Genomic DNA, 18,918 nt, shown 5'->3' on the forward strand with positions numbered 1-18,918 from the left:
CGGTGGTGCTTACGCTGCACACACGGCTTCCGGAGGCATCATGACAGCACTCGAACGCGCCATCGCTCGCCCTGACCCGGTGCGAGATTTTGGCTCGCGCTCGCCGCTGCACGGCCTCGATCGCCGGAGCGTCGGGTTCGTCGATGTGCTCGCTCAGTCGGTTGCGGCGGTTGCACCCGCGGCGGCCGCAACAACAGTTGTGCTGCTCGTTGCCGGAATATCGCCCTCAGCGACGGTGCTGTCGATTCTTCTCGCCGGTGTGCTGAGCTTTTTGGTCGCGCGAACGATCACGCAGTTCGCGCGTCGCTTTGCCGTTGCCGGTTCGACCTACACCTACACAGCGCGCGGGCTTGGCGCGGGGGCAGGCCTCGCCTCGGGCGCAGCGATTCTCGTCGGCTACGGCGCGATCGCGATGTTCGCGCTCTTCGGAGGCGCCTACTACCTCACGTTTTTGCTCGGTGAGATTTTTCCCGGTACATCGGGGCCTGTCGTAACGGCGTTCGTGCTGCTCGCCGAGGCCGGGTTTGTCGCGCTGGTTTTGGTGCGCGGCATCCGCGTCTCGTCGCGGATAGCTCTCGTTGTCGAAGTGATCTCGGTGACACTCATCGTCGTGATGCTCATCATCTTGCTCGTACAGATCGGTCCGATCGACCCGGCAGTTTTGGTGCCGGCCGTGGGGGAGTGGTCGCCGGCAGCGATCGCAGCGGGATCCGTCATCGCCCTCACCGCGTTCGTCGGGTTTGAGAGCTCAGCGACTCTCGGCGTCGAGGCGCGCTCGCCGCTTCGCACAGTACCGAGAGCGATCGTCTGGACGGTCATCCTGTCTGGCGGGCTCTACCTTGTGGCTTCCGTCGCCCAGGTTGCGGGTTTCGCCGCGATGGGCGAAAACCTCGCCGAGAGTGCATCGCCGATCAACGAGCTCGCCGCCGCATATGGAATGGGCGGATGGGCAATTCTCGCCGACGCCGGGATCGCGGCATCCTTTCTTGCCTGTGCGATCGGCTCAACAACAGCTCTCACCCGAGTGCTGTTCACGATGGGGCGCGATGGAGTGCTCCCGCGGGTTGCCGGGCGTACGCATCGGCGCTTCGGAACTCCGATCGGGGCTATTTGGCTTTCGCTCCCTGTGATCACGATCGCGCCGCTGCTGCTGACAGTTGCAGGAATCGAGATTCGCGACGCCATGCACGTCACGATCGCCCTGGGAGGCGTGGGGTACATCGTCGCCTACATCCTCGTCTGTGTCTCAGCACCCGTGTTCTTGCGCCGAATTGGTGAATTGACGTTAAGTGCAGCGGTTGTTGCCGGAGTGTCTGCGATCGCCCTCACCGGCGCGCTCATTGCTTTTCTTGTGGTCGATGCGGCATCGGGAAGCCTCGCCATCTGGATCGTCCTCTTCGTCGCCCTCGTGGCAGGCGTCATCATTACGATGCGGATCCGCGATGATCGACGCTCGCTCGATGGCATTGGCGCGTACGACGAGCCGGTTGCGTCCCAAGTGTTGGGTGGTGTCGCCCGAGATGGACGAGCCACGGATGACTGAGGGAGCGGCACCAGCCCTCACCGCGCGTCAGCCGCGTGCGATTCACAGTGCGTTGACAGTGCTTGAGGCCGTCGCTCATTTGGGAGCGGGTGCAACGGCGCGCGAAGTTTCAGCCCAACTCGGCTTGCCGCGCGCGACAACGTACCGGCTACTGAACCTGCTCGTGCAGGACGAGTATCTTGTGCGGACACCAGATTTGACGGGCTTCGCACTCGGGGCAAAAGTGTCGCAGCTGGTCGCAGCAGCCTCACCGCCGCTCCGCCTCACGACGGCGGCACGCACCGTCGTGGCTGACACGCGGTCGACTATTCGCGGCGGAGTGCACGTGGTGCTCTATTTCGACGGTCGCATCACGGTCGTTGATGCTGACCCAGACTTTCCGCTCTCCGACGACGTCCGACTCGCCCGCGAACCGAGCCGTTTTGCGCTGGGGCGTTTACTTATTGGCGAGACCGCGTCGGCCAGTGCGCTACCTGTGGGTGTGGCATCCGACCTTGCGCGATTCAATGCGACCCGTCAGGTGGGCGAGATCACCGCGGGGTATGGATGCCTCGCGGTGCCTATCCACGACGCGAACGGTGTGCTTGCTGGCGCTGTCGGATTTTCGGGCCCTTCCCATCGCGTAACTGAACCCACAGCGGTGCTTGACGTGTTGCGGCCCGCTGCGGAGCGACTTGCCCCACTGGTCACCTAGGGCGCAAGGATGGAACGCTCAACGCGGTATGTGGCGTGTACTCCGCCGTCGTCGGTGGCGTCGCTTGCGAGCAAAGTCAGATGGACGTCCGCGTCGAGCTGCCCGAAGAGGCGGATGCCTTCGCCGATAAGTACCGGCATCCAGCTCGTCGTCATTTCATCGATGAGTCCCGCCCGAAGAAACGTCTGGATGACGCGCCCACCATCGACATATACCTGTCGTGCGCCATCGTCTGACAACGTCGCGAGTGCATGATCGAGATCTCGAGTGACGGTGATGCGCGTGTCTTCATCCGACAATGTGGTCGACAAAACAATGACGGACTTGCCCTCGTAAGGCCACTCGTCGAAGGTCAGTACCTTTTCGTATGTCGCCCGGCCCATCACCACGTGATCGATAGCAGGAAAAAAAGTTTCCCATGACTCGGCGGCGCGGCTGCTGTCGATGCGGGAATGTGCTCGACCTTGAGGCGGGTCAGTCAGCCATGTGATGTCGCCATCGCTGCGTGCGATGAAGCCGTCAACGCTCACGCCGATGAAGACTCGGCCGATCCAGGTTCTTTCGTATGTCATTTCCATAGCTCCAAGAAGGCGTCGATAGCGTCGATGACCATTATCGATGGCCCTCTCACGGTGAAGCCGGACGCCTCACGCGCCCGGCTGTAGCCGCGCCAAGAAGCGGTCGGGCGCGGGTAGCGGAGCAAAACCGTACTTCGCATAGAGTCCGTGTGCATCCGCCGTCGCAAGAAGCACACGGGGAAGGCCCAGAGGCTCAAGGTCTGCAACGACTCCAGCGATGAGGCCTTTGCCGATGCTGTTGCCTCGCGCGTGAGTTGCGACGAAGACATCGCACAGCCAGGCAAAGGTCACGCCATCTGTGATGACGCGAGCGTAAGCGACTTGTGCGCCGGACTCGACCTCGAACATGCCGTAGTTGCGTGAGGCATCGATGGCAGCATCCTGCGCCTGACGAGTGCGTCCCTTCGCCCAGTACGATTCCTCGCTCAGCCAACTGTGCACGAGCGCGCGGTCGATCTCGTGTGAGGACGTCGAAAAGCGGAAGCGGGAATTCACCCCCTCAGAATATGGCGACGGAATGTCGCCTCCGGACCGTCGACTGGCGAGACGCCGCGAGCACGTTAGACTATTGGAAGCTCTCCGCGAGGCGGCATCCAGGCCAACTCCCCCAGGACGGAAACGTAGCAAGGGTAACCAGGCTCTGCCGGGTTCGCGGAGAGTCTTATTTTTCCGGAGTGATTCGTAGGACTTTCTCCGGTGCACCCGGGCGCGGCGGGTGCCGCGGCCTCTTAGGGTTGATATGTGGCACAGAGCATCTTCATCACCTCAGCCGAAGGACATTCCGGCAAGTCCACGATCGCACTCGGAGTGCTTGACGCGTTAAGTCACGCGACTCCGCGCATCGGGGTTTTCCGAACGGTCGCGCGCTCCACCGTCGAACGCGATTATGTGCTCGAGATGTTGCTCGACCATGATGGCGTCGACCTCGATTACGACGAGTGCATCGGCGTCACGTACGACGACGTGCACGACGATCCGGATGCTGCGCTCGGTCGCATCGTAGAACGCTACAAAGCTGTTGAAGCGCAGTGCGACGCGATCGTGATCCTCGGTAGCGACTTCACCGACGTCGGTAGTCCCGCAGAGCTCGGGTACAACGCACGGATCGCCGCGAACCTCGGTGCTCCGGTGTTGCTCGTGCTCGGAGGTCGGGCACACCAGGGGAGCGGCGAGCAACTCGGCACGTCGACGCCGCGAACCCCCGAAGAGATGGGCCAGATCACATCTCTCGCTCTCACCGAGCTGTCGAACGGTCGAGCTGATCTACTCGGAATCGCGGCGAATCGCATCGATCCTGAGCGCTCGGATGAAATCGTCGCCGCTGTTCGCGGGGTCATCGAGCACAGTCTGCCCGCGGCTCGCGCAGCCGAAGTGCCGGTATGGGCGCTGCCAGAAGATCGTTTCCTGGTTGCACCGTCGGTGCGTGGAGTACTCCGTTCCGTGGACGGGACCCTCGTCAAGGGCGACCCTGACCTCATGACCCGCGAAGTCCTCGGCGTCGTCGTCGCTGGCATGTCGATGGTCAACGTGTTGCCCCGCCTGACTGAAAGCGCGCTGGTTGTTATCCCGGCCGACCGCACCGAAGTGCTCCTCGCCACAATGCTTGCGCACTCGTCGGGTACGTTCCCGTCGCTCGCTGGTGTCGTGCTGAACGGGCCGTTTCCGCTGCCCGAAGACATCGACCGCCTCATCGACGGTCTCGACTCGACGCTGCCGATCATCTCGACCGACGGCGGCACGTATGAGACCGCCGTGCAGATCATGAACACGCGTGGCCGGCTCGCCGCCGACTCGCAGCGCCGCTATGACACGGCGCTTGCGATGTTCCACAAGCACGTCGACGTCGAAGAGCTCACTCGTCTCTTGGGCCTCGCGCGCTCAAGCGTCGTCACGCCCCTCATGTTCGAGTACGGAATCATGGAGCGCGCTCGCAGCAATCGAAAGCGCATTGTTCTCCCCGAGGGCGAAGACGATCGCGTGTTGCGTGCTGCCGCGACAGTACTGGCGCGCGGCGTTGCCGACATCATCATCCTCGGTGAAGATCTCGAGGTTCGACACCGAGCCCTTGAACTTGGTATCGACATCTCCGGGGCCGAGATCATCAGCCCATTCGATGCCGTCTACGTCAATAAGTTCGCCACTGAATACACGCGCCTGCGCGCCCATAAGGGCATGACGTATGAACGCGCCGCAGATTCGGTGACGGATGCCTCGTACTTCGCCACTCTCATGGTGCACATGGGCTTCGCCGACGGCATGGTTTCGGGTGCGGCTCACACGACTGCTCATACGATTCGGCCGGCTTTCGAGATCATCAAAACGAAGCCCGGTGTCTCAGTCGTTTCGAGCGTCTTTTTGATGGCGCTCGCTGACCGTGTGTTGGTCTATGGTGACTGCGCGGTGATTCCCGACCCGACGAGTGACCAGCTTGCTGACATCGCGATCTCGTCGGCATCCACTGCGTCGCAGTTCGGTATCGATCCGCGCGTTGCGATGCTCTCGTATTCCACGGGGGAGTCCGGCACCGGAGCTGACGTCGAAAAGGTACGGACTGCCACCGGCATCGTGCGCGAGCGTGCGCCCGAGATGCTCGTCGAGGGTCCTATCCAGTACGACGCGGCAGCAGATGCGGCAGTGGCTCTCGCCAAGATGCCAGGGTCAGACGTTGCTGGGCGCGCGACTGTGTTTATCTTCCCTGACCTCAATACGGGAAATAACACCTATAAAGCTGTGCAGCGATCGGCTGGGGCCGTTGCCATCGGCCCGGTACTGCAGGGCCTCAACAAACCAATCAACGACCTTTCGCGTGGTGCGCTGGTTGAAGACATCGTCAACACGATTGCGATTACCGCGATCCAGGCTCAGGCCGACCAGGAACAGGGAGAGTGACCGCGTGAGCGTCGTCCTCGTCGTAAATAGCGGCTCATCTTCATTCAAATATCAGCTCATCGAGATGACAGGTGAGCGCGTGCTTGCATCTGGAATCGTGGAGCGCATCGGTGAGCCGATTGGCCGTGCCAAGCACAAGGTGATGGCGCCAGGTGGGCAGAACGCCGTGACGATGGTGGATGCCACCACCACCCGCGAAGTTCCGATCCCCGATCACCGGGCCGGATTCGCAGTCATGCTCGAGGCATTCGAGGCGCAGGGGCCGTCACTCACCGACAACGCCCCGACAGCCGTAGGCCACCGAGTGGTGCACGGTGGCGCGCGCTTCTTCGAGCCGACGCTGATCACCCCGCTGGTTGAGATCAATATCGATGAGCTCGCCGCCCTCGCACCATTGCATAACCCCGGCGCTCTTCAAGGCATCCGTGCTGCTCGTGATGCGTTCCCAGCTCTTCCGCACGTCGCTGTTTTCGACACTGCCTTTCACCAGACGCTGCCGCCGGCGGCGTACACGTACGCGATTGACCGCGAGGTCGCTGAGGCGTACCGCCTGCGAAAGTATGGTTTCCACGGCACGTCGCACAAATATGTGAGCGAAGCGGCCGCCGCTTTTCTCGAGCGCCCGAACAGCGAACTGCGTCAAATCATCTTTCACCTCGGCAACGGGGCATCGGCGGCAGCTGTGGCCGGTGGCGAGTCGATCGACACGTCAATGGGCTTCACGCCCCTGGCGGGCCTCGTCATGGGGACACGCTCGGGCGATATCGACCCCGCCGTCGTGTTTCAGCTCGCACGCCGAGCTGACATGACGATCGGCGAAATTGATTCACTGCTCAATAAGCAGAGCGGTGTACTGGGGCTTGCAGGAGTCGGCGACATGCGCGACCTCATGGATCGTGTCGACGAGGGTGATGCTGCCGCTCAGCTCGCATACGACGTCTACATTCATCGCTTGCGCGCCTACCTCGGTTCGTACATCGTGCAACTCGGCGGCATCGACGTCATCAGCTTCACCGCGGGCGTCGGCGAAAATGACCCCGCCATTCGCGCCGCAACTGTAGAAACTCTCGGCTTCCTTGGGGTCGAGATCGACCCGGAGCGGAACGGGAAGCGTGGGGGCGGCATCCGAGTGATTTCGACTGATACCTCCCGGGCGACTGTGCTCGTTGTGCCGACCAACGAAGAGCTTGAAATCGCGCGTCAAGCTCTCGTCGTTGCCGAGGAGTCGTAGCGGAGATACCGGCGCGTAACGTAGGCCCACTACGCTGAGCAGACACGCACGCCGAGGTGCAATTCCCCAATACCTGCGGCACGCCGCACCCTGTCTGGAGGCACTGTGACCGACGACGCCCTGCCCGACCTCACGAGCTTCGAAGCTGTGCTCTTTGATCTCGATGGCGTTTTGACGCCGACGGCCGAAGTGCACATGCACGCGTGGAAGACCATGTTCGAGCAAGTTTTCGTGGAGTGGGGCGTAGAAGCGCCCTATACCGAAAGCGATTATTTCGAATACCTCGACGGCAAGAAACGCTATGACGGTGTGTCGAGTCTTCTCCGCAGTCGCGACATCGAGATTCCCTGGGGCGATCCAAGCGACGACCCCGCACTCAACACTGTCTGCGGCATCGGCAACCGTAAGAACGAGGTTTTTGCGGGTGTCTTGCGCGCCGAAGGCATTGCTCCCTACCCGGGGTCGTTGCGCCTGCTCGAGAAGCTCGCTGCCGCGGGAACCCCGGTTGCTGTGGTGTCGAGCTCGAAGAACGCCGAAGAGGTTTTGGCCGCCGCAGGCATTCGGGATCGTTTTCCGGTCGTGATGGACGGGGTCATCGCCGAGCGTGACAACCTCTCGTCAAAACCTGCCCCCGACGTTTTCATTGAGGCGGCCCGGATGCTCGGGGTCGACCCAGCGCGCACGGCGGCTGTTGAAGATGCCATCAGCGGAGTGAAGTCAGCATCCGCTGGGGGTTTCACCCTTGTTGTCGGTGTCGATCGCGGAGTCGGCGCTGAAGCGTTGCGCAATGCGGGCGCTGACGTGGTCGTAGACGACCTCGACGCATTCGTAAACTGACTTTTTGCTCGTTTCTTGACAGCTGCCGAAATTCGGCAGTGGAAGGCATCCCCATGATGGATCGCGACCGATTCCCCGTAGACCCCTGGCGCCTCGTTGAGCGCTCGTATGGGCTCGATGATTTCGGAGTAACCGAGACGCTGTTCTCGGTCGGCAACGGATACCTCGGCCTCCGAGGTAACCATCCCGAGGGCCGATTCGGCCACGAGCAGGGCACGTTTATCAACGGGTTCCACGAGACCTTCCCCATCCGTCACGCCGAGCAGGCGTATGGCTTCGCTGAGGTGGGTCAAACCATCATCAACGCGCCGGACGCGAAAGTTATGCGGGTTTACGTCGACGATGAACCGTTGTCCTTCGACGTCGCTGATGTCACCGAGTACGAGCGCAGCCTCGACATGCGTGATGGCGTGCTGCGCCGCAATCTGTTGTGGTGCACCCCATCGGGTAAGGAAGTGCGCATCGACTTCGAGCGGATGGTTTCGTTCGATGAGAAACATCTTGCGATCATGAGCGTCGAAGTCACCGTGCTCAACGCTGACGCGCCAGTGACAATCAACTGCCAGCTTATTAATCGACAAGATGGCGAAGACGTATACGGCGGCACCCCCAAGCCGACGAAGCGAGCTGGTTTTGACCCCCGTAAGGCTGAGCGCATCGCTGAGCGGGTGATGCAACCCGAGGAGTACTGGCAAGACGGGCTGCGATCTGCGCTGAGCTACCGCGTGTCGGAGTCCCAGATGACTATCGGTGTCGCCGCCGACCACGTCATCGAAACCGAGAACGCATACAGTGCGCGCACTCTCATCGAGCCCGATATCGCGAAGAATGTGTTCCGCGTCAGTGCGAAGCAGGGCGTGCCGACGCGCGTTGTCAAAGTTGTGAGCTACCACACGTCGCGTGGCGTACCTACGCGTGAACTCATAGACCGTTGCCGCCGCACTCTTGATCGCGCCGCATCCGATGGTATTGCCTCGCAATTTCAGAAGCAGCGCGAGTGGTTGGATGCCTTCTGGCGCCGCTCCGACGTGCGCATCGAAGGGCACGACGATCTGCAGCAGGCGACCCGCTGGTGCCTTTTTCAGCTCGCTCAGGCTGCGGCCCGCGCCGACGGGATGGGCGTGCCGGCAAAGGGTGTTTCTGGCTCGGGATATTCCGGTCACTACTTCTGGGACACCGAGATTTATGTCTTGCCGTTCCTGGCCTACACGACACCGCAGTGGGCGCGAAATGCGATCCGGATGCGCGCTCTCATGCTTCCAGCAGCTCGCCGCCGCGCGCGTCAGCTCAATGAGGCTGGGGCCCTTTTCCCCTGGCGGACGATCAACGGCGAAGAGGCATCCGCTTATTACGCCGCGGGAACCGCGCAGTATCACATCAACGCTGACGTCAGCTTTGCTCTCGCGAAGTATGTGAGGGCCACCGGTGACACCGCGTTCTTGTACACCGAGGGCGTCGACATCGCAGTGGAGACAGCACGGCTGTGGACCACTCTCGGGTTCTGGCGTGAAAGCGAAGGCGACAGTTCCTTCCACATTCACGGCGTGACAGGACCCGACGAGTACACGACGGTCGTCAACGACAACCTGTTTACGAACGTCATGGCACGCTTCAACCTCAGGTTTGCGGCACGCACGATTCGTGAGATGGAAGTCTACGAACCCGATGCCTACCGCCTCCTCGTCAGTCGAGTAGGCCTCGACGCAGATGAAGCCGAGATGTGGGACAAAGCCGCTGAGGCCATGCACATTCCCTTCAGCGAAGCTCTCGGCATCCACCCGCAAGACCACGTGTTCTTGGAGCGTGAAGTGTGGGATCTCGAAAACACGCCGGTCGATCAGCGGCCGTTGCTCCTGAACTTCCACCCGCTCGTGATCTACCGCTACCAGGTACTCAAACAGGCGGATGTCGTTCTCGCACTGTTTTTGCAGGGTAACCACTTCACGAGTGAAGAGAAGCTTGCTGATTTCCAGTACTACGACCCGCTGACGACAGGAGACTCGACGCTGTCGGCGGTTGTGCAGTCAATTCTCGCGGCCGAAGTCGGATACCAGGACCTCGCACTCGACTACTTCTTACAGTCGATCTTCGTCGACCTCGGTGACCTGCACCACAACGCGGCTGATGGCGTCCACGTGGCATCGGCGGGCGGTGTCTGGACCGCACTCGTCTCTGGATTCGGCGGAATGCGAGACCACTTCGGTGAGCTTTCGTTCGATCCTCGGCTACCCGCGGACTGGCCGGAGCTTGCGTACACGCTGCACTGGCACGGCACTGAACTCGACGTCATACTTCGTGCGAACGAGCTTCGCATCAAGGCGGGCGAGGGCACTCCCGTGACGTTCTGGGTGCGCGGGGCCGAGTACACGGTGCAAAGTGGTGGCGAAGTATCTGTGCCACTTGCCGACCAGGGCCCCGTGATTCCTGGGCGTCCCTCACTCACTCAGTTCGCCGATGTGCGCCGCGAAGATGGCACGCTGCTGTCGGCGTCCGTTCCCACGGTGACCACCAGCATCCCGATCATCGGTGAAGACGGAAACCCCATCGATCCGGATGAACCGCGACCCATGATCGACTAACCACCCTCCCGCGGGAGGAGATCTGCCGAGGGGAGGACATATGCTCGAAAATTGTCATCCAATCGGCGTATCTCCTCCGCGCGGCGGCGTGTGCTCACGAGCGAACGAGCGGATGCTGGAGCGAACCGCGGCAGTGTCGGTGGAACGCCGTAGGCTGGGTTTGTGACTACTGCTCTGTACCGCCGCTACCGCCCCGAGGCGTTCGGCGAGATGATCGGACAGGCGCAGGTAACCGAGCCGCTCATGACGGCGCTTCGTAGCGACCGCGTCGGTCACGCATACCTGTTCTCGGGTCCTCGTGGCTGCGGTAAAACGACGTCAGCGCGAATTCTCGCCCGGTGCCTCAACTGTGCCGATGGCCCAACCGATACGCCCTGCGGTGTGTGCCCCAGCTGCGTAGAGCTCGGTCGCGACGGCGGCGGCTCGCTCGACGTCGTTGAGATCGACGCGGCAAGCCACAACGGCGTCGACGATGCCCGTGATCTACGCGAACGCGCCGTGTTTGCGCCGGCTCGTGATCGCTTCAAGATCTTCATCCTCGACGAAGCGCACATGGTGACTCAGCAGGGATTCAATGCGCTCCTCAAGCTGGTCGAAGAGCCGCCTGCGCACGTCAAATTCATTTTTGCGACGACTGAACCCGAAAAGGTTCTCGGCACGATTCGTTCACGCACGCACCACTACCCGTTCCGGTTGGTGCCGCCCGCTGCGATGCTCGAGTACGTCGGCGAACTGAGCGACGCCGAAGGCGTTCAGGTCGAATCAGGCGTATTGCCACTGGTCGTCCGCGCGGGCGGTGGCTCTCCTCGAGACACGCTCTCGTTGCTCGATCAGCTCATCGCTGGCTCTGACCCGTCTGAATCAGGCGGGATGCTGGTGCGTTACGAGCGTGCGGTGGCCCTGCTGGGTTACACCCACGGTGCGCTGCTCAGCGAGGTCATCGATGCGCTCGCGAGTGCAGATGCGGCTGCTGCTTTCGGTGCGATTGATCGTGTCGTGCAGACAGGTCAAGACCCGCGGCGTTTTGTCGAAGATCTTCTGGAGCGGTTGCGTGACCTCATCGTGATCGCGGCCACGGGCCAGGGCGCGGCGACGGTTTTGCGCGGTGTGCCAGCCGAAGAGATCGAACAGATGGCCGGTCAAGCTGTCGTCTACGGATCAGATCGTCTCTCGCGTACTGCCGACATCGTGATCGGCACGCTCGACGAGATGACAGGCGCCACGTCACCGCGGCTGCAGCTTGAGCTCATGATCGCGCGCGTGCTCGCACACACATCCGGAACGGCGGCTGCGCCGGCAGCGACGCTACCTGCCGTGGCAAACGCTGCGCCGGTCTCAGCGCCGATAGCCACGGCACCCGCACCGCCGGTGGCGCCAGCCGCACCGATTGCTGCTCCTCCGGCGGAGCGCGAGCCTGAGCAGACGGCACCAGAACAAACAGCACCTGAGCCGGCCACACCTGAGCCACCTGCAGCCCCCTTGGCGTCGGGCCCGGTGAGCTTCACGCGGCTACGTGATGCATGGCCCGAGGTTCTCGTTCGCCTCGAGAGCATCAGCCGTTCGTCGTGGATGATCGCGATCGGTGCACGTGCTGTCGCGCTCAACGATGACGTACTCACGCTTGCTTTTCCCAGCCAGAGTGATGTCGAGAAGTTCAAGCAACGCAGCGCCGGCGGCGGCCCGAGCGAAGATCTTCGCCAAGCGATCCTCAGCATCGTGGGCGTGCGAGTGAAGTACATCGCGAAACACGAGAGCGATCTCGGTCCTGACTCAAGTGGTGGACCCGGCCGGGGCCCCACCCCGCCGGCAGATGGTCCACCCGGTGACGATCCCCGTGGTGAGTCGCGAGCCGTTCCTCCTTCGGCGCCATCCGCGGGTGTTGGTGAGTCATCGAGTGCCGCCCCGGCGCAGACAGCGCCAGTGACCGACTGGGACGTCGCGCAGATTCCTTCGGATGATGACGCTCCGCCGCCCGACATGGGGTGGTCAGACAACGCTGTTTCGCAATTTCCCGTCGATGATGATCCAGAAGACGCGACCGGGCGACGCGTGCAGACGGCAGTGGTTGCCCTCCCGCACACAGCCTCAACCGACGGTGCTGTTCTTGCTCCCGAACCGAACCACTCTGACGATCGCGATGATGACATCGCGCCACCCATCGAAGAGGCGTACGCGCCGCCGACGGTTGCGCCTCCGATTCGCACAGCTCCGGTGCCAGACGGCATCCAGCGTTATGGCGAGGCAGTAGTGCGGCAGGTACTTAACGCGCGCTTCATTCGTGAAGAGCCATACGAGCGACCCACGAGGTTTAACTGATGTACGACGGTATCGTTCAAGATCTCATCGACGAGTTTGGGCGCCTCCCAGGCATCGGGCCAAAATCGGCGCAGCGAATTACGTTCCACATTTTGCAGACCCCGAGTTTCGATGTGTCTCGCCTTTCGACGCTTCTGGGTGATGTGCGCGACAAGGTGCACTTTTGCGAGATTTGCGGCAACGTGACAGAGCAAGAGCGCTGCTCGATTTGTCGCGATGCGCGACGCAATCAAACCCTCATCTGCGTGGTTGAAGACGCAAAAGATGTCTCGGCAATTGAGCGAACCCGCGAGTTCCGCGGTCTTTACCACGTGCTTGGCGGCTCGATCAGCCCGATCGCGGGAGTTGGCCCTGACGACTTGCGCATCACTCAGCTCATGCAGCGTCTCGCAGACGGCACAGTCCAGGAAGTCATTCTCGCGACGAACCCGAACCTCGAGGGCGAAGCGACGGCAACCTACCTCAGCCGGCTGTTGCACACGCTTGAAATATCGGTCACCCGTCTTGCTTCGGGCTTGCCGGTAGGCGGCGATCTGGAATACGCCGACGAGGTCACGCTCGGTCGTGCGTTCGAGGGCCGCCGCGCTCTCTGACACGTCACTCTTTGACGGGTTCTTCTCCGACGACGGGTTCTTCTCCGACGCTGTGCCCGACGGCTCCGACGTTGTGAATTTCGTCTAGCGTCGAACTCGCGCGCGGGTTCGAATCACGCTTTTCAACGACGCTCGCACCGGCTGGCCGAGGTAGATACCAAGCGATGCACCCACCGCCAGGCTGATGCCGATCACTCCGGCGCTCACCAGTGTGCCGAACCCTTCGAGTAGCAGTGTCGGGTCCTCGCCAGATTCCACGATGGAGAGGAGACCTCGGAAGACAGCAGCACCCGGCACCATCGGCAGGATTGCGGCGGTCGTGATCGCGACCGATGGCACATGCAATCGATAAGCGATCAGGATGCCGACAAAGCTGCCCGCGAATGCACCAAGGCCGCTCGCTGCCGCAACGTCGAGGCCGATGATCGACGCCGCGAGGTAGCCAAGCCACGCAACGAGGCTAAGGAACGCGCTGACGACGATAATGCGGAGCCCAGCTCCGTTGTAGATCGCGACTGAGACGGCGATGAGAACGGCTCCGAAGAGCTGAAGCGCCACGGGCCCGAGGGGCACGGCCTCGCTGGGAGGCTCCATAGCGAGCCCGACGACGCGAGCTGTTTCTAGACCCACGAGAATTCCAAGCACGACACCGAGTGTTTGGGTCATGAGTTCGAGAATCCGACCGAGGGCGGTGAGTGCAAACCCGTCGATCGCATCTTGAGCGGCACCCACAACCGTGAGCCCGGCGAGCATCAGCACAATTCCTGACGCGACAATGACCGAAGGCCGGATTTCTGTCGCGACCTGGAGGTTCGTCATCGCGAGCAGGGGAGAGAGCGCCGCAACCATCGTGAGCACGAAGGCTCCAGCTATCTGGCTGAAGAAGAACGGCACTCGCGCTTTCGTAAGCGCGGCCTGAGTGAACGCCGCGAGGGCCGCGGCGATGAATGCGAGTGCGATGACGAGCCAGCTGCCACCAAACATGACCGCCACACCGACAGCAAGAGTTGCCTGGGCTGCAATGACGACAGCGGGGCGGTACCGGAACGGCATCCCTCGAATGGCCCGGTATTCCAGCCGCGCGGCGTCGACACTCAGTCCATTGCCGATCTCGAGCACGAGTGCTTGAAGGCGCTGGAGCTTTTCATGATCGGGAGCGCTGACTCGAACGACCCTCATGAGGGTGATTGGCCGATCGGCCCCGCTTCGATGGTGCGCGACGGTGATGGAGTTGTACGTCACATCGGTATGCACGGGATCAAGGCCGAAGGCCCCCGCCACGCGAACGATCGTGAGAGTCACTTCACTCGCGGGCGCACCGGTGGACAGCATCGTTTCGCCGATACGAACGGCCAGGTCAAGGATGCGCACGGCCATCGAATCGTCGATGACCGGAATCGCTTCAGTCATCGCCTGCGATGAGGTTTCGCTGCGAATGAGGGCGTTTAGTGAGGTGAAGATCCCGCGGCGTGGGGGTTGCATTTCGCCGCTCTCCTCGTCTGTGTGGGGTGGACCAAAGCAACCACCCATCCTACTGACACCGCCCTCGAAATAGCTGGATGCCGTATGACCGACGACGTGCGAAGAGCTCGAGCGTGCTGCATGTTCGAGCTGGCATATCTGGATCCGTAAGATGGACTGTTGGGCGTAGCATCCGAGCGCCTTTCATCCCCGGGAGTTTCACTGTGGCGCTGATCGTCCAGAAATACGGCGGGTCATCCGTCGCCGATGCCGAGAGCATCAAGCGCGTCGCAAAGCGAGTTGTCGATGCCCGTCGAGCAGGGCACGAGGTTGTCGTCGCTGTGAGTGCAATGGGTGACACCACCGACGAGTTGCTTGCGCTTGCCTCCCAGGTAGCGCCGATTCCAGCCCCGCGAGAGCTTGACATGCTGCTTTCGAGCGGTGAACGCATCTCGATGGCGCTGCTTGCGATGGCGATTTCATCGATGGGCTTTGAAGCTCGCTCATTCACCGGCAGCCAAGCGGGAATGATTACGGATGCCACGCACGGCTCCGCACGCATCGTCGATGTGACGCCGGTTCGTCTCCGCGAAGCGCTCGACGAGGGTGCAATTGTCATCGTCGCCGGCTTCCAAGGCTTCAACCGCGATACCCGCGACATTACAACTCTTGGCCGCGGCGGATCCGATACGACAGCTGTTGCGCTCGCCGCGGCGCTCAAAGCCGACGTCTGCGAAATTTACAGCGATGTCGACGGTATTTTCACCGCAGATCCACGCGTCGTTCCGAAAGCTCGCAAGCTTGACCGGGTTTCGAGCGAAGAGATGCTCGAACTCGCCGCCAACGGCGCGAAGGTCCTCTACATCCGCGCCGTCGAATATGCCCGCCGTCACGGTGTGCTTATTCATGCACGGTCCACCTTCAGCTCGGGGGAGGGCACATGGGTGCTTGGCCGCGAGACCCGCTCCGAACTCGTCCCCCAGGGAGAAATCATGGAAGAGCCGATTGTCGCGGGCATTGCCACCGACCTGAGCCAGGCCAAGATCACAGTCATCGGTGTGCCCGATGTTCCGGGCAAAGCTGCCGAGATCTTCAAGATCGTCGCCAAGAGCGGCGCGAACGTCGACATGATCGTGCAGAACGTTTCGGCGGCGACGACAGGTCGCACCGATATCTCTTTCACACTTCCCAAAACTGATGCACCTGCAGCCCTCCGCGCGTTGAAGGGCGAGCAATCTGAGGTGGGCTTCGAAAGCCTCATTCACGACGATCAGATCGGAAAACTCTCCGTCGTGGGAGCCGGTATGCGCACGCACTCGGGTGTGTCAGCGACACTGTTCGAAGCGCTGAGCGTATCGGGCGTGAACATCGAGATGATCTCCACGAGCGAGATTCGTATTTCGGTAGTGGTCCGGGGAGACGACCTGGCGAACGCGGCGCGCATTGTGCACTCCGCCTACGGTCTCGATGGCGACGTCGAAGCCACCGTCTACGCCGGTACAGGTATCTAGTCCAAAGCTCGAGGGCGTCGTGTGAGAGCACGGTAGAATCGGGCAACCCTGCGCGGAAAATCAACGGATGCTGCGCGCCCGTCACACTCGAGGAACACCATGACCCGCATCGCAGATTCAGGAATCTCCGTCGCCGTTGTCGGCGCCACCGGCCAGGTTGGCAAAGTCATGCGGGAGATTCTGCTGGAGCGCAACTTTCCGATCGGTGAGCTGCGTTTTTTCGCGACAGCGCGTTCTGCCGGCACCTCAATCGATTTCGGCGGACACAGTGTGATCGTCGAAGACATTGCGACTGCTGACCCGCACGGAATCGACATCGCGCTCTTCTCCGCGGGGGCGACCGGTAGCCGTGCTCACGCGCCTCGTTTTGCCGAGGCAGGTGTCACGGTGATCGACAACTCGAGCGCGTGGCGGATGGACCCCGAGGTTCCGCTCGTGGTGAGCGAAGTGAACCCGCACGCAATCGACGAAGCTCACAAGGGCATCATCGCTAACCCCAACTGCACCACGATGGCCGCCATGCCGGTCATCAAAGCTCTGCACGTCGAGGCGGGCCTTGAACGCCTCATCGTGAGCACGTACCAGGCAGTGAGCGGTTCCGGTCTTGCCGGTGCCCAGGAGCTTCTCGGCCAGGTGGAAGGTGTACTCGCGCAGAACAACACCCTCGCGCTTGTTCACGACGGTTCGGCTGTCGATTTTCCTCAGCCTGAGAAGTACATTGCGCCGATCGCTTTCGACGTCATTCCGTTTGCAGGAAATCTCGTCGACGACGGTTTCAATGAGACCGACGAAGAAAAGAAGCTTCGCAATGAAAGTCGCAAGATCCTCGAGCTTCCAGATCTCCGCGTTGCAGGCACGTGCGTGCGAGTTCCGGTGTTCACTGGCCACTCCCTGAGTATCAACGTGGAGTTCGCGCGCGAGATCACCCCTGACCGTGCTCGTGAAGTGCTGGCTTCTGCCCCGGGCGTTGCGCTCGAAGAGGTACCGACGCCACTGCAAGCCGCGGGTACCGACCCGAGTTACGTCGGTCGCATCCGCGCCGACCAGTCAGCTCCCGAGGGTCGCGGTCTCGTGCTCTTCATCAGCAACGACAACCTGCGCAAGGGTGCTGCTCTCAACGCTGTGCAGATCGCCGAGCTGGTTTCCGCGCGTATCACGGCAGCTGCCTAACCGGCTCTCGCACTCATCCTCCGCACGTAGACTTGATACCGTGACTGAATCCGTCGACGTGCTGCTCATCGGTGGCGGCATCATGAGTGCCACGCTGGGCACATTCCTGTCTGAACTGCAGCCGGATTGGAAGATCGTTGTCCACGAACGGTTGGGCGATGTCGGGCTAGAAAGTTCCAACGCCTGGAACAACGCTGGTACCGGACACGCGGCGCTCTGCGAGCTCAACTACATGCCGCCGGCTGCCGATGGATCTGTTGATCCGGCCAAGGCCGTGTCGATCAATGAGCAATTTCAGCTGAGTCGCCAGTTCTGGTCGTCGCTCGTAGACGATGGCGTGCTTGATGAGCCGTCGACCTTCATCAATTCGACTCCCCACATGACTTTCGTCACAGGCGAGAAAGATGTCGCGTACCTCAAGAAGCGTTACGAAGCTCTCCGGACCCAGCCACTGTTCGCGGGCATTGAGTACAGCGAAGACTCACGCGTTATCAACGCGTGGGCCCCGCTGTTGATGCAGAAGCGCCGCAAGGGCGAACCGTTTGCGGCTACGCGAGTTCCAGCTGGAACTGACGTCGACTTTGGTGCTGTGACGCACCAAATGTTCGACAACCTTCGCGATCGTGGCGTGGACGTGATCACAAACCGCGAGGTGAAGAACCTCACACGCATGAAAGACGGCAGCTGGCGTGCCAAGTATCGCAACGTGATCGGCGGTACTCCCGGTTACATCAACGCCCGCTTCGTGTTCGTAGGAGCAGGCGGTTGGGCAATCAAACTGCTGCAGAGTTCCGGTATTCCTGAAATCAAGGGGTATGGGGTTTTCCCGATCGGTGGGCAGTGGCTGAAGACGAGCAAGCCCGAGTTGGTCGCGCAGCACCAGGCGAAGGTGTACTCGCAGGCTTCTGTGGGAGCACCCCCGATGTCGGTTCCGCATCTCGACACCCGCGTTGTTGATGGTGAGACATCTCTTCTGTTTGGTCCGTTCGCCACGTTCAGCCCCAAGTTCCTGAAGCACGGCAAAGTCTGGGACCTCGTCACTCAGGTGCGTCCTCACAACCTTGGGCCGATGCTGAAGGTTGCTGTAGACAACCCGGGGCTCATCAAGTACCTCGTGAGCGAGTTGCTGAAGGACCACGCGAAAAAGGTCGACAGTTTGCGGGACTTCATGCCGACGGCAAAAGACGAGGACTGGGAGTTGCTCGACGCAGGTCAGCGGGCGCAAGTCATGAAGAAGGACCCGAAAAAGGGTGGCGTCTTGCAGTTCGGCACCGAGGTCGTCGCTTCGAAGGATGGCTCGATCGCGGGTCTCCTCGGTGCGTCGCCTGGCGCTTCGACAGCTGTGTCGATCATGTTGGAGCTGTTGAAGTCGTGCTTCCCCGATCGAATTTCCGGCTGGGAGCCGCGCTTGCGTGAGCTCATCCCAAGCTACGGCGACACCTTGAACGAGCGCCCGGCTGAAGCTGCCGAGACACTCCGCATAACGTCCGCAACTCTTCAGCTTTCGGCTTAGGAG

Annotated in this window: 14 protein-coding genes and 1 other RNA gene; 12 read left to right on the top strand and 3 right to left on the bottom strand. The window is 61.6% G+C overall.

What is annotated here, in order from left to right; genetic code table 11:
* The first annotated feature begins 40 nt into the window (after positions 1-40).
* Entirely contained in the window at positions 41-1,543 is a 1,503-nt protein-coding gene (locus FHS06_RS08475) for an APC family permease (RefSeq protein WP_167048395.1), read from the top strand.
* Positions 1,536-2,237, top strand: a complete 702-nt coding sequence (locus FHS06_RS08480) for a helix-turn-helix domain-containing protein (RefSeq protein WP_167048397.1) — start codon at positions 1,536-1,538, stop codon at positions 2,235-2,237. The genes FHS06_RS08475 and FHS06_RS08480 overlap by 8 nt, the downstream gene beginning before the upstream one ends.
* Here the strand turns inward: FHS06_RS08480 and FHS06_RS08485 are convergent.
* Positions 2,234-2,809 carry a dihydrofolate reductase family protein gene (locus tag FHS06_RS08485; RefSeq protein WP_167048399.1) on the bottom strand — a complete coding sequence of 192 codons (576 nt, stop codon included), beginning with the start codon at positions 2,807-2,809 and terminating at the stop codon, positions 2,234-2,236. The genes FHS06_RS08480 and FHS06_RS08485 overlap by 4 nt on opposite strands.
* Positions 2,810-2,884: 75 nt before the next feature.
* A complete protein-coding gene (locus FHS06_RS08490; RefSeq protein ID WP_167048401.1) occupies positions 2,885-3,310 on the bottom strand; it encodes a GNAT family N-acetyltransferase in 426 nt (141 codons plus the stop codon).
* Between the two features lie 74 nt (positions 3,311-3,384).
* Here FHS06_RS08490 and ffs point away from each other — a divergent pair.
* From ffs to recR, 7 genes are all read left to right on the top strand, one after another.
* An RNA gene (gene ffs / locus FHS06_RS08495) (signal recognition particle sRNA small type) lies at positions 3,385-3,484 on the top strand.
* Between the two features lie 72 nt (positions 3,485-3,556).
* Positions 3,557-5,704 carry a phosphate acetyltransferase gene (gene pta / locus FHS06_RS08500; protein WP_167048403.1) on the top strand — a complete coding sequence of 716 codons (2,148 nt, stop codon included), beginning with the start codon at positions 3,557-3,559 and terminating at the stop codon, positions 5,702-5,704.
* Between the two features lie 4 nt (positions 5,705-5,708).
* Complete coding sequence (locus FHS06_RS08505; RefSeq protein WP_167048405.1) at positions 5,709-6,935, top strand: acetate/propionate family kinase; 1,227 nt, start codon at positions 5,709-5,711, stop codon at positions 6,933-6,935.
* A gap of 105 nt (positions 6,936-7,040) precedes the next feature.
* Positions 7,041-7,772, top strand: coding sequence for an HAD family hydrolase (locus FHS06_RS08510; RefSeq protein ID WP_167048407.1), 732 nt, complete (start codon positions 7,041-7,043; stop codon positions 7,770-7,772).
* Positions 7,773-7,825: 53 nt separating this feature from the next.
* Complete coding sequence (locus tag FHS06_RS08515) at positions 7,826-10,351, top strand: glycoside hydrolase family 65 protein (RefSeq protein ID WP_167048409.1); 2,526 nt, start codon at positions 7,826-7,828, stop codon at positions 10,349-10,351.
* 162 nt (positions 10,352-10,513) lie between these two features.
* On the top strand, positions 10,514-12,667 hold the full coding sequence (locus FHS06_RS08520; protein WP_167048411.1) for a DNA polymerase III subunit gamma and tau: 2,154 nt from the start codon (positions 10,514-10,516) through the stop codon (positions 12,665-12,667).
* Complete coding sequence (gene recR, locus FHS06_RS08525) at positions 12,667-13,260, top strand: recombination mediator RecR (protein ID WP_167048414.1); 594 nt, start codon at positions 12,667-12,669, stop codon at positions 13,258-13,260. Before FHS06_RS08520 ends, recR begins: the two co-directional genes overlap by 1 nt.
* 84 nt (positions 13,261-13,344) lie before the next feature.
* Here recR and FHS06_RS08530 read toward each other — a convergent pair whose 3' ends face one another.
* Positions 13,345-14,742, bottom strand: a complete 1,398-nt coding sequence (locus FHS06_RS08530; RefSeq protein ID WP_167048416.1) for a threonine/serine exporter family protein — start codon at positions 14,740-14,742, stop codon at positions 13,345-13,347.
* A 203-nt stretch (positions 14,743-14,945) separates the two neighbouring features.
* On the opposite strand from FHS06_RS08530, the gene FHS06_RS08535 reads away from it, so the two are divergent.
* The 3 genes from FHS06_RS08535 (at position 14,946) to FHS06_RS08545 (ending at position 18,915) form a co-directional block, all read left to right on the top strand.
* Positions 14,946-16,232: an aspartate kinase gene (locus tag FHS06_RS08535; RefSeq protein WP_167048418.1), complete on the top strand. Its 1,287-nt coding sequence runs from the start codon at positions 14,946-14,948 to the stop codon at positions 16,230-16,232.
* A gap of 99 nt (positions 16,233-16,331) precedes the next feature.
* The gene (locus FHS06_RS08540) at positions 16,332-17,402 is read left to right on the top strand and encodes an aspartate-semialdehyde dehydrogenase (RefSeq protein ID WP_167048420.1); all 1,071 of its coding nucleotides are present in this window, start codon (positions 16,332-16,334) and stop codon (positions 17,400-17,402) included.
* Positions 17,395-18,915: a malate:quinone oxidoreductase gene (locus FHS06_RS08545; RefSeq protein ID WP_208388212.1), complete on the top strand. Its 1,521-nt coding sequence runs from the start codon at positions 17,395-17,397 to the stop codon at positions 18,913-18,915. The genes FHS06_RS08540 and FHS06_RS08545 overlap by 8 nt, the downstream gene beginning before the upstream one ends.
* Positions 18,916-18,918: the final 3 nt, after the last annotated feature.

It is taken from the genome of Microbacterium halimionae (assembly GCF_011761265.1).
Classification (GTDB): Bacteria; Actinomycetota; Actinomycetes; order Actinomycetales; family Microbacteriaceae; genus Microbacterium; species Microbacterium halimionae.

Coding starts and splice junctions, on each gene's coding strand:
- FHS06_RS08475 (WP_167048395.1), top strand. CDS start 41: ATGACAGCACTCGAACGCGCCATCGCTCGCCCTGACCCGGTGCGAGAT.
- FHS06_RS08480 (WP_167048397.1), top strand. CDS start 1,536: ATGACTGAGGGAGCGGCACCAGCCCTCACCGCGCGTCAGCCGCGTGCG.
- FHS06_RS08485 (WP_167048399.1), bottom strand. CDS start 2,809: ATGACATACGAAAGAACCTGGATCGGCCGAGTCTTCATCGGCGTGAGC.
- FHS06_RS08515 (WP_167048409.1), top strand. CDS start 7,826: ATGATGGATCGCGACCGATTCCCCGTAGACCCCTGGCGCCTCGTTGAG.
- recR (WP_167048414.1), top strand. CDS start 12,667: ATGTACGACGGTATCGTTCAAGATCTCATCGACGAGTTTGGGCGCCTC.
- FHS06_RS08530 (WP_167048416.1), bottom strand. CDS start 14,742: ATGCAACCCCCACGCCGCGGGATCTTCACCTCACTAAACGCCCTCATT.
- FHS06_RS08540 (WP_167048420.1), top strand. CDS start 16,332: ATGACCCGCATCGCAGATTCAGGAATCTCCGTCGCCGTTGTCGGCGCC.